The sequence below is a fragment of the Mesorhizobium sp. M6A.T.Ce.TU.016.01.1.1 genome (genome assembly GCF_003997065.1).
Classification (GTDB): Bacteria; Pseudomonadota; Alphaproteobacteria; order Rhizobiales; family Rhizobiaceae; genus Mesorhizobium; species Mesorhizobium mediterraneum.
On record NZ_RZTJ01000009.1, the window covers coordinates 66,238 to 79,065 of the forward strand.

Sequence of the window (12,828 nt, forward strand, 5' to 3'; positions counted from 1 at the left end):
GCATGCCCGCCCACATCGCCTACGACTATATCCATGACGGCACGGCGATCTATGAGCGCTCCTTCGCCATCATTCGTGCCGAGGCCGACCTATCGCGGTTTTCCAACGCCGAGGCCGATGTCGCCATTCGCATGATCCATGCCTGCGGACAGGTCGAGGCCAGCAGGCACTTCGTTTTTTCAGCGGATTTTGTAGCCGCCGCGCGCACGGCGCTGGCGGCCGGCGCGCCGATCTTCTGCGACGCCGAGATGGTCTCGCACGGTGTGACGCGCGCGCGGCTGCCGGCCGGCAACGAGGTGATCTGCACGCTGCGCGACCCGCAAACCTCCGACATCGCGAAAAGGATCGGCAACACCCGCTCGGCCGCGGCCATCGACCTGTGGGGCGAGCGCATGGCAGGTTCGGTCGTCGCCATCGGCAATGCGCCGACAGCACTTTTCTACCTGCTGGAAAGGCTGCGCGACGGTGCGCCCAAACCGGCTGTTATCATCGGCATGCCGGTCGGTTTCGTCGGTGCTGCCGAATCGAAGGACGCGCTGGCCGAGAATTCCTATGGCGTGCCCTACGCCATCGTGCGCGGCAGGCTGGGCGGCAGCGCCATGACCGCCGCAGCAATCAACGCATTGGCGAGGCCGGGCCTGTGAACGCGATTGTAAAAGGCCGGCTTGTCGGCGTCGGCACCGGTCCCGGCGACCCCGAGCTGCTGACGCTCAAGGCCGTGCGCGCGCTGGCCGAGGCCGACGTGGTGGCGCATTTCGCCAAGCGCGGCAACAACAGCAACGCGCGCGCCATCGTCGGCGCCCATTTTCGTCCTGATTTGATCGAGTTGCCGCTGCTCTATCCCGTCACCACCGAAATCGACAAGGATCACAGCGATTATCGGTCGCAGATAGCGGATTTCTACGAGGAGGCGGCCGAAAAGGTCGCCGAGCATCTCAGCGCCGGCAGGATGGTCGCGGTGCTTTCGGAAGGCGACCCGCTGTTCTACGGCTCCTACATGCACCTGCATGTCAGGCTGGCGCACCGCTTTCCAACAGAGGTCATTCCCGGCGTCACTGCCATGTCCGGCTGCTGGTCGGCCACCGGAACGCCGATCGTCCAGGGCGACGATGTATTGACCGTGCTGCCGGGCACGATGAGCGAATTCGAGCTGACCCGCCGCCTCGCCGACACCGATGCCGCCGTCATCATGAAGGTTGGCCGCAACCTGCCCAAGATCAGGCGCGCGCTGGAGGCGACCGACAAGCTGGCGCGTGCCGTCTATGTCGAGCGCGGCACCATGTCGGGCGGCGTCTCGATGCGGCTGGCCGACAAGCAGGACGACAAGGCGCCCTACTTCGCCATCGTGCTGGTCGCCGGCTGGTCCGGCCGCCCTGAAGCGTTGGTGGAGTCCGGGGCATGAGCGGCCGCCTGACCGTCATCGGCCTTGGGCCCGGCAATGCCGACCAGGTGACGCCGGAAGCGAGCCGCGCCGTCGCCGAGGCAAAATTCTTTTATGGCTATAAGCCTTATCTCGACCGGCTCGATCTGCGCCCCGACCAGACTCGCGTCGCCTCGGACAATCGCGAAGAGCTGTCCCGCGCCAAGGACGCGCTGGCGATGACCGCGCAGGGTCACGATGTCGCCGTCGTCTCGGGCGGCGATCCCGGCGTCTTTGCCATGGCAGCGGCGGTCTGCGAGGCGATCGAGGCCGGCCCGGCGGAATGGCGTGCCGTCGACGTTGCAATGCTGCCCGGCATCACCGCCATGCTCGCGGTCGCTGCCCGCATCGGCGCACCGCTCGGCCATGATTTCTGCGCCATCTCACTGTCCGACAATCTGAAACCTTGGGACCTGATCGAATTGCGCCTGCTGGCGGCGGCCGGCGCCGGCTTCGTCATTGCGCTCTACAATCCGATCAGCAAGGCACGCCCCTGGCAGCTTGGCCGCGCCTTCGAATGCCTGACGGCGATCCTGCCCGGCACCACGCCGGTCGTCTTCGGCCGTGCCGCCGGCCGCCCCGACGAGCGCATCGAGGTCGTTTTGCTGGCGGACGCCGACGCGGAAAAGGCCGATATGGCGACCTGCATCATCATCGGCTCGCCGGAAACCAGGATCATCAAACGCGGCGACCGGCCAGCGCTGGTCTACACGCCGCGTTCAGCAGCGGGCCCAAGAAAATGACTGACCATCGCGGCAAGAGCTTCGACGGTCTCAGCCGACGTAACGTCCGGCAGCGCTGGCCTGCGGATCATGACCACCTCGATGCCAAGCGCCCGCGCCGCCGCGATCTTGCCGTAGGTCGCCTCGCCGCCACTGTTCTTGGACACGACGACATCGATGTGGTGGTCGCGAAGCAGCGCATGTTCGTCCGCTTCCCGGAACGGCCCGCGCGCCAAGAGATAGGTCGCGTCGGGTACAGCGAGTCTTGGTTCGACCGGATCGACGCTGCGGATCAGATAGTGATGCTGGGGAGCGGCCTCGAACGCGGCGACCTCCTGCCGCCCGAGCGCCAGGAAGACGCGGCGTGGAGCCGATCCCAGCACCTTCATCGCGTCGGTTACTCCATCGACGAGCGTCCAGCGGTCGCGTTCGGCTGGCTCCCAGCCGGGGCGCCTGAGCGCAATGATAGGCACACCGGCCTCATGCGCCGCTTCCGCCGCATTGGCGGAGATCTGCGCCGCATAGGGATGCGTGGCGTCGATCAGCAGGCCGACGTCGGTCTCGCGGAGGTACGCCGCCAGTCCATCGGCGCCGCCGAAACCACCCACCCTCGTCGGAACGCCTTGCGCCACCGGGCTTTCAGTGCGGCCGGCCAGCGACAGCGTGAGCGACACATCGGTGCGCGCGGCCAGCTTTCCCGCCAGTTGCCGGGCTTCGGTTGTTCCGCCGAGGATCAGAATGCGGTGGGTCATCATGCCTGCTGAGGGTCCGCGCGGCGCCAAGCTCAACTCAAGATGGCTAACAATCGTCGGCATCGGCGAGGACGGTGTAGCGGGTCTCGGTGACGAGGCCAAGCGGTTGATCGCCGAGGCCGAATTCGTCTTCGGCGGCACGCGTCACCTTGCCCTTGTCGCGTCTTTCGCCAAAGGCGAAGCACGCCCTTGGCCGACCCCTTTCGATGCTGGGATGCGCGACGTGCTGGCGCTTGCGGGCAAAAAGGTCTGCGTGCTGGCCTCGGGCGATCCGTTCTTCCACGGTGTCGGCGTCACCCTCATCCGTAAGGTGGCGGCGGAGGAGATGCGCGTCATCCCCGCACCTTCGGCCTTCTCGCTGGCTGCCGCCCGCCTCGGCTGGGCGCTGCAGGATATCGAGACCATTTCGCTGCACGGCCGCTCGCTCGACCTGATCCGGCCGCTGCTTCACCCCGGCAGCCGCATCCTCGCGCTGACCTCGGACGGCGATGCGCCGGCAGCGATTGCACGCCTGTTGACCGAGCTCGACTTCGGCCCTTCTCGGCTGACAATCCTGGAGGCGCTGGGCGGCCCGAACGAAAGGCTGCGTTCGGCGCGAGCCGACGCCTTCGACCTTGAAAAGATCAATCCACTCAACGTGCTGGCGATCGAAGTTGACTCAACTCCAGAAGCACGCGTCCTGCCGCTGACCTCAGGCCTTGCCGACCATTTGTTCGAGCATGACGGCCAGATCACCAAGCGCGAGATCCGCGCGATTACCCTGTCCGCCCTCGCCCCCAGGCGCGGCGAGTTGCTGTGGGATATCGGCGCCGGCTCCGGTTCGATAGGCATCGAATGGATGCTGACCCATCCCTCGCTGCGCGCCATTGCCGTCGAGGCCGATCCGACCCGCGCCGCCCGCATCCACCGCAACGCTTCACACTGTGGCGTGCCCGACCTTGTCGTCGTTGAAGGCTCGGCACCAAAGGCGCTTGCCAAGCTAGGCACGCCGGATGCGATCTTCATCGGCGGCGGCGGCAGCGATAGCGGCGTGCTGGGCGCGGCCATCAAGGCCCTGCGTGTTGGCGGCCGGTTGGTTGCCAATGCGGTGACGCTGGAGATGGAGGCGCTGCTGCTTGTCCATCACGCTTCGCTCGGCGGCGATCTCACCCGCATCGCGCTATCGCGTGTGTCACCGGTCGGATCGATGCAGGCCTGGCGGCCAGCGATGCCGGTCACCCAATGGAGCTGGGTCAAGCCATGATGGTCGCGGGCATCGGCAGCCGCAAGGGCGTCAGCGCAAGGGATGTGCTTGCCGTCATTGAAACCGCGCTGGAAGCGCACGGGCTGGCGATGACGGCGCTTTCGGCGCTCGCAACTGCTTCTCTGAAGCAGAACGAGCGGGCAATCTTCTCTGCCGGGCGCGAGCTCGCCCTGCCCGTGATCATTGTCGAGGACGATGCGCTCAAGGCCGCGTCGTCGCGCGCAATCAGCCGCTCGAGCCTGTCGCAGGAGCGTGCCGGCACGCCGTCGGTTTCCGAAGCCTCCGCGCTTGCCGCTGCCGGAAAAGACGCGAAACTGCTTGGGCCGCGCATTGTGCTTGGCCCGGTCACCTGCGCCATCGCCATCAGCGGAGACGCGGCATGACGGTCCATTTCATCGGCGCCGGACCGGGCGCGGCCGACCTCATCACCTTGCGTGGCAGCCGACTGCTGGCAAGCTGCCCGGTCTGCCTCTATGCCGGCTCGATCGTCGCGCCCGAGCTGCTGCAGCACTGCGCACCTGGCACGAAGTTGATAGACACCGCGCCGATGTCGCTCGACGAGATCGAGACCGCATATCTCGATGCCCACGAGGCCGGCCATGATGTCGCCCGCCTGCATTCCGGTGATCTCTCGGTGTGGAGCGCCGTCGCCGAGCAGATCCGCCGGCTGGAGAAGCACGGCATCGCCTACACGCTGACGCCGGGCGTGCCTTCCTTCGCCGCCGCCGCGGCAGCGCTGCGCCGCGAACTGACCATTCCCGAGGTCGCGCAGAGCCTGGTGCTGACCCGTATCTCCGGCCGTGCGTCAAAAATGCCGCCCGGCGAAACCCTGGCCGGTTTCGGCCGCACTGGTGCGACGCTGGCCATTCATCTTGCCATCCACGCCATCGACCGCGTCGTCGCCGAACTGACGCCATTCTATGGCGCCGATTGCCCGGTGGCGGTCGTCTTCCGCGCCTCCTGGCCGGACGAGCGCGTGCTGACCGGCACGCTGGCGACGATCGAGGCGCAGTTGGCCGCCGATCCGATGGAACGCACGGCGATCATCTTCGTCGGCCGCTCGCTGGCAGCCGAAGGCTTTGGCGAGAGTTCACTTTACGACGCCCACTATCAGCGGCGTTTTCGCGGACGGGACGGATTGTGAACGACGGCACCAGAAACAGAAGTGGAAACGCTTCAGTCGAACAGGCTTTGGCCCGGCTGAACTTCAAACCGCGCCAGCTGGAGCCGGGCCATGTCTGGCTCGCCGGCGCCGGCCCCGGCGATCCCGGCTGCCTGACGCTGGAAGTGCTGGCGGCACTTGGGCAGTGCGATGCCCTCGTCTACGACGCTCTGGTATCTCCCGATGTCGTGGCAGTGGCGGCGAGTGCCGAGCTGTTTTACGCCGGCAAGCGCGGCGGCCAACCGTCGATGAAGCAGGACGACATCACCGCTTTGCTGGTGCGGCTGGCGCGCGAGGGCCGGCGCGTCGTCCGTCTGAAGGGCGGTGATCCCTATATTTTCGGACGTGGCGGCGAAGAGGCGCTGGCGCTTGCCCGCGAAAACATCCCGTTCCGCGTCCTGTCCGGCCTCACCTCGGGCCTCAGCGCGCTTGCCGGTGCCGGCATCCCCGCCACCATGCGCGGCATCAACAAGGCGGTGATCCTGGCGACCGGCCACGCCGCCGGCACCGATGACGACCTCGACTGGGCGGCAATCGCACGCACCGGCCAGCCGGTCGTCGTCTATATGGGTATGGCCAATCTGCCGCTGATCGCCGGCGCGCTGCTCGAGGGTGGGCTGGCGCCGTCGACGCCGGCGGCGGTGATTGTTGCCGCAACAACGCCGCAGGAGCGCATCGTTGTCGCCACGCTCGCCACCATCGCCGAGGAAGCGGCTGCAGCCGGGTTGACCTCACCGGCGCTGATCGTCGTCGGCGGCATCGTTGCGATGCGCGCGGCATTGGCGGGCGAGCCATGACCCGCGCGATCATCATCGGCGCACCACGCTCGGGTTCGGGCAAGACCAGCGTCACCATCGGCATCTTGCGCGCACTCGCCCGGCGCGGCCTGAAAGTGCGCGGCGCCAAATCCGGCCCCGATTATATCGACCCCGGCTTCCACACAGCCGCCACGGGCTTGTCCGGCGTCAATCTGGACAGCTGGGCGATGCCGCCTGCGTTGCTCAACGCGCTGGCAAGTGACGCGACCGAAGATGCCGATTTCATCTTCCTCGAAAGCGCCATGGGCCTGTTCGACGGCATCCCATCTGCTCCGGGCCGCACCGGCTCGGCCGCAGACCTCGCCCGGCTCTACGGCCTGCCTGTACTGCTGGTGCTCGACGTTTCCGGACAGTCGACCACGGCGGCAGCCGTCGCCAAGGGTTTTGCTACCTACGATCCCGATGTGCGTATGGCCGGCGTCGTGCTCAACCGGCTGGGCAGCGAGCGTCACCGGCGGCTTTGCAGCGATGCCATCGAGGCGATCGGCCTGCCAGTCGTCGGCGCCATATTGCGCGACCCGACGCTAAACCTGCCGGAGCGCCATCTCGGCCTCGTCCAGGCCGGCGAATATGAGAATTTGATAGTGCATCTCGACCGGCTGGCTGACATGGTCGAAAGATCGCTCGACCTCGACGCCATCATGGCGCTGGCGGCGCCATTGGCGCCCGCTCCCGGCAGTTTCGGCGATGCGCTGCCGCCGCCCGGCCAGCGCATCGCATTGGCGCAGGACGCCGCTTTCACTTTCCTCTATCCGCATGTCGCCACGCATTGGCGCAAGGCCGGGGCGGAAATCGTCCCCTTCTCGCCGCTCGCCGACGAAGCGCCCAGCGACGATTGCGATGTCTGCTGGCTGCCCGGCGGCTATCCCGAGCTGCATGCCGGCCGCCTCGCGGCGGCTGCGAATTTCAGGGCCGGCATGGAAGCGTTTTCCGCAACACGGCCGGTGCACGGCGAGTGCGGCGGCTTCATGGTGCTCGGCGAGGCGCTGGAGGATGCATCGGGCGAGACGCACAGGATGCTCGGCCTGCTCGGCCACTCGACCAGCTTTGCCAAGCGAAAAATGAATCTCGGCTACCGCGAGGCGCGGCTGCGGGCCGATTGCCCGCTGGGAGCCCAAGGCACGCTGATCCGCGGCCATGAATTCCACTATGCGCAGATGACCGCGACCGGCAATGACGAACCGCTGGCCAACCTCGCTGATGGCCAGGGCAATCCGCTCGGCGCCTCCGGTTACCGGCGCGGCCATGTCAGCGGCACGTTCTTCCATGCCATTGCGAGAGGCGAATGACGGTCGTCCCCTCACCCCGGCAAGCCCTCGACGACATCGCGCTCTGCCTCGTCTTCTTCACGCGGTTGCCGCTGCCGGTCGTCGATTTTCGGGACCGCAGCCTTGCGGCTGCGATCTGGGCAGCGCCCGTCGCCGGCCTCGCCGTCGCTCTGATTGGTGCGTTGGTCTACGCCATCGGGATCTGGCTCGGCCTTGCCGCCGGCCCGGCAGCGGCACTTGCCCTTGCCGCAACCTTGCTCGCCACCGGCTGCATACACGAAGACGGGCTTTCGGATGTCGCCGACGGTTTTGGCGGCGGCAAGACGCGCGAGAAAAAACTGGAGATCATGCGCGACAGCCGTATTGGCGCCTATGGCGCCTGCGCGCTCGGCATCTCGCTGCTAATCCGCTGGAGCGTGCTTTCGGGTTTCGCTGGCCCCGTCTACGTGTTCTTGGCCCTCGTCGCCGCGCATGCCGCTTCGCGCGGCTTGTTCGGCGCTTTCATGCATCTATTGCCGGCGGCGCGCAGCGACGGGCTCTCGGCCGACGCAGGCATGGTGTCGGCCGAAACCGCCATTGCCGGTGCCGTGCTCGGCGCCGTGGCGCTGCTGGCGCTAGGGTTTGGTGGGGCGGTCGCCGCGCTCATCCTGCTCGGCCTGTTGTTTGCCGCCTTCCGCGAGCTGTGCCGCAACCAGATCGGCGGCCAGACCGGCGATACGGTCGGCGCCCTGCAGCAGCTTGGCGAAATCGCAGTCCTGCTCGTCGCTTCCGTTTGCCTTTCCTGACTCTGTTTCGGAGACTTTGCCCCCATGCCTTTCAAATCGCTCGATGAACTGCGCGCGACCTGCCTCGATCTGCCTGCGGGCAGCGACGCCGCGGCCAGTGCTGTTGCCCGCCGCCAGGACACGCTGACCAAGCCGCAAGGCAGCCTTGGCCGGCTGGAAAGCATCGCCGCCTGGCTGGCCCGCTGGCAGGGCCGCGACATGCCGCAGCTCGACCGCGTCAAAGTCTTCGTCTTCGCCGGCAACCACGGCGTCACCGCACAGGGCGTGTCCGCCTTCCCGTCGGAGGTCACCGTACAGATGGTGGCGAATTTTGCCGGCGGCGGCGCCGCGATCAACCAGCTCGCCCGCATCGCCGGCGCCGAGCTCGATGTCATTCCGCTCGATCTTGATCATCCGACCGGCGATTTCACGCAAATGCCGGCGATGGACGACGAGGCCTTCCTCGCCGCCGTCTCGGCCGGCTACGGCGCGGTGACGAAAGACCTCGATCTCGTCTGTTTCGGTGAAATGGGCATCGGCAACACCACGCCGGCGGCTGCCATTTCGGCCGCCCTGTTTGGCGGCGGCGCGGAAAAATGGACCGGGCGCGGCACCGGCGTCGACGATGCCGGCCTTATACGCAAGATCACCGCCATAGAGGCCGGCCTCAAGCGCCACGTCGAGGCCCTTGCCGACCCCCTGAAGATCGCGGCAGTGCTTGGCGGACGCGAGCTCGCCGCCATTTTCGGCGCCACGCTGGCCGCGCGCCATTTAGGCGTGCCGGTGTTGCTCGACGGCTTCGTCTGCACTGCCGCCGCCGCACCGCTGGCAAAATTGCACCCCGCCGGCCTCGCCCACACGCTCGCCGCGCATGTCTCGGCCGAATCCGGCCATCGCCGCCTGCTCGAAGCGCTCGGCCTGCCGCCGCTGCTCGATCTCGGCATGCGGCTCGGCGAAGGCTCAGGCGCCTGCCTCGCCGTCAACATCGTCCGCTCGGCGCTCGAATGCCATGCCCGCATGGCAAGTTTTGCTGAGGCTGGTGTTTCGGAAAACTAGCCTCAACTGGTGGCGGAATCGGCATTACCAGGGAGCTTGGGGAACCTTTGAGCCGTCCGCTCCCAGTTCTTGCTTTGAGCGAGCTTGTCAAACTGGGTGACAGCTTTCTTTAAACACCCGAAAAGATCTCTGAGATAGCTATCTGTCAATCTCAGCTGTGATTCCTCAACTTCTATGCCCTCCGGCAGAAGCTCCAACTGGCTTGCGCGAAGAAATCCAGCGCTATGGGCGATAACGTTTCGCAGAAAGTATGCTCCTTGAAGCGTCGGAACCACGCTATTTGGGAACTGGATGTGCAACTTGGACTGCAGATATTTTTGCAAGTCGTTGAAATTTTTTCTTCCTATATCCTCAATTTCACGCTCAGCAAGAAAGTCAACGATTCGGTCCCTCGCCGAAACAATCTCTCTCATTTCAATCAATTTTTGAGACTCGAGAAGATGTGGATTGCTTACGAAAATTTCGGCCAGCGCCGATTGCAAATACCCCTCAAACGCGCTCCACGCGGACACAAGTAGAACATTGTAAAGATAATAATCAAGACCACTCAATACGCGAAACTGATAATCTACGACATCGTGGATTAATTTTGCTTCCTTGTTCGACAGCTTTATGCTTATTGTTCCATCCGGAAGATGATTCACACGTACGTCGTCGCCTTCATCATCTTCTACGTCACCTCGATCAATAGCGGCAACAATTTTAGAAAGAATATCTTCAGATGTTTTCTTTGATCTTGCGATACCCTCGGAGGAACCCTTCAACAGCAGCTCGATTCTGCTCATATTTAGAATAAAAATACTTCTAGCGCTTTTGTCTTTCAGGGTTGCGACAAGACTGAATGAACTACTGGAAAGTTCATCGGGCGGCGGCTCCTCGCTCACGTCAGAAATCCCTCCAGCCGGTCCAGGTTCGATCGCGACAAGATCGTATATTTTCAGTACTTTGAATAGGCTGCCAACTCGGCAGCTTGAATGAGCTACCTTCAACATGGATGCCATATTCAGGACGCATCCAGCGGAGTCTCGACAAGTCCGCGTAGCGGCGTCGGCGGCCCTCGTGAGTTAATGTTCGACGTTAGGACCGTTCTGGGGTCTTTCCACCAAATCTAGGAGATTTTTGGTGGGTGCGACAGGGATCGAACCTGTGACCCGCTGATTAAGAGTCAGCTGCTCTACCAACTGAGCTACGCACCCACTCGCCGGTAAAACCAGCGTCGGCGGGCATATAGCTGCCGCCATCCGCCATGTCCAGCCCTGCCGGATTCATTTCCCGACAAATCGCCTCGAGCCAATGGCGATCAAACAAACAACCGGCCTTCCGCCACCTTGACGGCATGGCCGCCGATACGGGCGGCGGCGAGTTTGCCGCCTTCGACAGTCAGTTCGAGGCGGATGCGCGAAGGCCGCCCCATCTCCAGGCCTTGCTCGATCCAACGCTGGGAAACACCCTCCCTCGGGCCGTCGAAATGCATGATCGCGCCGGCAAAGGCCGCCGCCGCTGAACCGGTCGCCGGATCTTCATAGGAAGGATTGCCCGGCACAATCATACGGACATGGAAGGCGCTGTCGTGGTTCACCGTCTCGCGGCAGTAGACATACGGACTGGCGAAGGCCCATTCGCTCTTGCGGGGTGCCAATTCCGACCATGCCTGGTTGTCCAGCCTTATCCGGGCCGCCGCCTCCAGATCGGCGACCGGGATGGTGACATAGGGAACGCCGGCCGACCAGAACGAAACGCGGTGATTCTCGAAGCCGATTTCGTGCGGCCCCAGGCCAAGCGCCGCGCCGATCGCCTCCGGGTCGGCCGACAATTCCAGCTGCTCCGGCAGTTTGGCCAGGTCGAACTCGGCAAAGGTGGCGCCGCCGTGCTTGCTGACGGCGCAGCGCACCGGGCCGATGTTTTCTTCCAGGACAAAGATGCCGGCCGTGTCGCCATCGCCAGCCATTTCGGCAAGCGCGATCGCGGAGCCGACGGTCGGATGGCCGGCGAACGGCATTTCGTAATCGGGCGTGAAGATGCGGATGCGGGCGCGGTGCTTGGGATTATCGGGCGGCAGCACGAAGACCGTTTCCGACAGGTTGAACTCACGTGCGATGGCCTGCATGGCGGCCGTGTCCAGCCCCTTGCTGTCCAGCACGACGGCCAGCGGATTGCCGGCCAGCCGCTCGGTCGTGAACACGTCGTAAAGTAAGTAATTCCGGGTCAGCATTGTAGAAAGCCTTCTGCCTCAATCCCAACATGGGCGAAATTTAATTTGATATTTGAACCATTAGGCCTGATCTGTGCACTGATTGGGACATCACTGATATTATAGGGGTCCGGCGTGGACCAGATTGTCAATCTGCCAAAAGTGGAATCCGCTTCCACCATCGAGACGGCGCTCGGGCTTGACCACCAGGGTCTGAAGAAGAAACGCCGCCGCTTCTGGCTCTATGGCCTGCTTGCGCTGATCGTCATCGCGGCTGGCATCGCCGGCTACCAATGGTATGCCGGGTCTCCCGCCAAGATCGACTATACCACGGTGCCGGCCGCTGTCGCCGACCTCACGGTCGAGGTATCGGCGACCGGCACGCTGCAGCCGCTCACCCAGGTCGACATTTCGAGCGAGCTGTCCGGCGTCGTCCGCTCGGTCGCTGTCAACGAGAACCAGCAGGTGAAGAAGGGAGATGTGCTGGCGGCGCTCGACACGGCCAAGCTGGAGGTGCAGATCGAGCGTGCCGAGGCTTCCGCCAAAGCGGCGGCCGCCAATGTCGAGGACGCCACCGTAACCCTGACCGAAAACGAACGGGCGCTTGTGCGCGCGGCGGCACTCACCAAGCGCGGCATGGCGACGGACCAGTCGCTTGAAGCGGCGACCGCGACGCGCGACCGCTCCAAGGCAGCGCTCGACAGCGCCAAAGCCAATCTTGCCATCGCCAATGCCGATCTCAAGGCGCAGCAGACGGACTTCGCCAAGAGCACCATCTATGCACCCATCGACGGCATCGTTCTGACGCGCTCGGTCGATCCCGGCCAGACGGTCGCCTCCTCGCTGCAGGCGCCGGTGCTGTTCGTCATCGCCGCCGACCTCAAAAACATGGAATTGAAGGCAGCGGTCGACGAGGCCGACATCGGCGCGGTCAAGCCCGGCCAGCATGCCCGCTTCACCGTCGATGCCTTTCCGGAACGGCCGTTCGATGCCGAGATCCGCGACATCTCCTATGCTTCGGTCACCACTGACGGCGTCGTGACCTATGACGCGCGGTTCGAAGTCGACAACAACGAGCTTCTGTTGCGGCCGGGCATGACTGCCACCGTTTCGGTCGTCACGAAGCAGGCAAAAGGCGTGCTCACCGTGCCGTCGACGGCTTTCCGTTACCGGCCGGCGCAAACAGCCGCCCGCGGGTGGAGCCTGAGCGACCTGTTCACGGGCCGCATGGGCCGTCCGGGCGGCAACCGCCAGCGCCAGGTGACGACGACCCCTACCGACGGCTCACGCACGCTCTACGTGCTCGAGAATGGCCGGCCTCGGCCGGTCAACGTCAAGGTCGGCTCCACCGACGGCGAATTGACCGAGATCACCTCCGGCCTCGAAGAAGGCGCGCAAGTCATCACCGCCGCTCAGCAGCGGAGCTGAGACC

14 protein-coding genes and 1 tRNA gene are annotated in these 12,828 nt (G+C 64.7%); 11 read left to right on the forward strand and 4 right to left on the reverse strand.

Annotated elements, in window-relative coordinates; all coding sequences use genetic code 11:
• Positions 1 to 2 precede the first annotated feature (2 nt).
• From EOC94_RS18045 to EOC94_RS18055, 3 genes are read left to right on the forward strand one after another with little or no spacing between them, the layout of a single operon-like run.
• Positions 3 to 644 (forward strand): precorrin-8X methylmutase, encoded by a 642-nt coding sequence (locus tag EOC94_RS18045; protein ID WP_127292293.1) that lies wholly within the window; start codon positions 3 to 5, stop codon positions 642 to 644.
• Positions 641 to 1,402, forward strand: coding sequence for a precorrin-2 C(20)-methyltransferase (locus EOC94_RS18050; protein ID WP_127292296.1), 762 nt, complete (start codon positions 641 to 643; stop codon positions 1,400 to 1,402). Before EOC94_RS18045 ends, EOC94_RS18050 begins: the two co-directional genes overlap by 4 nt.
• Complete coding sequence (locus EOC94_RS18055; RefSeq protein WP_127292298.1) at positions 1,399 to 2,163, forward strand: precorrin-3B C(17)-methyltransferase; 765 nt, start codon at positions 1,399 to 1,401, stop codon at positions 2,161 to 2,163. Before EOC94_RS18050 ends, EOC94_RS18055 begins: the two co-directional genes overlap by 4 nt.
• Here the strand turns inward: EOC94_RS18055 and EOC94_RS18060 are convergent.
• Positions 2,127 to 2,894, reverse strand: coding sequence for a cobalt-precorrin-6A reductase (locus EOC94_RS18060; protein WP_127292301.1), 768 nt, complete (start codon positions 2,892 to 2,894; stop codon positions 2,127 to 2,129). The genes EOC94_RS18055 and EOC94_RS18060 overlap by 37 nt on opposite strands.
• A gap of 1 nt (position 2,895) precedes the next feature.
• Between EOC94_RS18060 and cbiE the strand changes: the two genes are divergently transcribed.
• The 7 genes from cbiE to cobT are packed head-to-tail and all read left to right on the forward strand — an operon-like array spanning position 2,896 to position 9,205.
• Positions 2,896 to 4,137 (forward strand): precorrin-6y C5,15-methyltransferase (decarboxylating) subunit CbiE, encoded by a 1,242-nt coding sequence (cbiE, locus tag EOC94_RS18065; RefSeq protein ID WP_127292304.1) that lies wholly within the window; start codon positions 2,896 to 2,898, stop codon positions 4,135 to 4,137.
• The gene (locus tag EOC94_RS18070; RefSeq protein WP_126106047.1) at positions 4,134 to 4,520 is read left to right on the forward strand and encodes a cobalamin biosynthesis protein; all 387 of its coding nucleotides are present in this window, start codon (positions 4,134 to 4,136) and stop codon (positions 4,518 to 4,520) included. The genes cbiE and EOC94_RS18070 overlap by 4 nt, the downstream gene beginning before the upstream one ends.
• Complete coding sequence (gene cobM, locus EOC94_RS18075) at positions 4,517 to 5,281, forward strand: precorrin-4 C(11)-methyltransferase (protein WP_127292306.1); 765 nt, start codon at positions 4,517 to 4,519, stop codon at positions 5,279 to 5,281. Before EOC94_RS18070 ends, cobM begins: the two co-directional genes overlap by 4 nt.
• Entirely contained in the window at positions 5,278 to 6,096 is an 819-nt protein-coding gene (gene cobA, locus EOC94_RS18080; RefSeq protein ID WP_127292309.1) for a uroporphyrinogen-III C-methyltransferase, read from the forward strand. Before cobM ends, cobA begins: the two co-directional genes overlap by 4 nt.
• Positions 6,093 to 7,406, forward strand: coding sequence for a cobyrinate a,c-diamide synthase (locus EOC94_RS18085; RefSeq protein ID WP_127292312.1), 1,314 nt, complete (start codon positions 6,093 to 6,095; stop codon positions 7,404 to 7,406). Before cobA ends, EOC94_RS18085 begins: the two co-directional genes overlap by 4 nt.
• Positions 7,403 to 8,170, forward strand: coding sequence for an adenosylcobinamide-GDP ribazoletransferase (locus EOC94_RS18090; protein ID WP_127292315.1), 768 nt, complete (start codon positions 7,403 to 7,405; stop codon positions 8,168 to 8,170). The genes EOC94_RS18085 and EOC94_RS18090 overlap by 4 nt, the downstream gene beginning before the upstream one ends.
• Positions 8,171 to 8,194: 24 nt before the next feature.
• Positions 8,195 to 9,205, forward strand: coding sequence for a nicotinate-nucleotide--dimethylbenzimidazole phosphoribosyltransferase (gene cobT / locus EOC94_RS18095; protein ID WP_127292318.1), 1,011 nt, complete (start codon positions 8,195 to 8,197; stop codon positions 9,203 to 9,205).
• A 2-nt stretch (positions 9,206 to 9,207) separates the two neighbouring features.
• Here cobT and EOC94_RS18100 read toward each other — a convergent pair whose 3' ends face one another.
• The 3 genes from EOC94_RS18100 to EOC94_RS18110 all read right to left on the reverse strand — a co-directional run bounded on the left by EOC94_RS18100 (position 9,208) and on the right by EOC94_RS18110 (position 11,417).
• The gene (locus tag EOC94_RS18100; RefSeq protein WP_127292321.1) at positions 9,208 to 10,197 is read right to left on the reverse strand and encodes a hypothetical protein; all 990 of its coding nucleotides are present in this window, start codon (positions 10,195 to 10,197) and stop codon (positions 9,208 to 9,210) included.
• Positions 10,198 to 10,325: 128 nt separating this feature from the next.
• Positions 10,326 to 10,401 (reverse strand) — tRNA-Lys (locus tag EOC94_RS18105).
• 104 nt (positions 10,402 to 10,505) lie between these two features.
• Positions 10,506 to 11,417: a PhzF family phenazine biosynthesis protein gene (locus tag EOC94_RS18110; RefSeq protein ID WP_127292324.1), complete on the reverse strand. Its 912-nt coding sequence runs from the start codon at positions 11,415 to 11,417 to the stop codon at positions 10,506 to 10,508.
• Between the two features lie 114 nt (positions 11,418 to 11,531).
• On the opposite strand from EOC94_RS18110, the gene EOC94_RS18115 reads away from it, so the two are divergent.
• Entirely contained in the window at positions 11,532 to 12,824 is a 1,293-nt protein-coding gene (locus tag EOC94_RS18115) for an efflux RND transporter periplasmic adaptor subunit (RefSeq protein ID WP_127292327.1), read from the forward strand.
• The last annotated feature ends 4 nt before the right edge of the window (positions 12,825 to 12,828 follow it).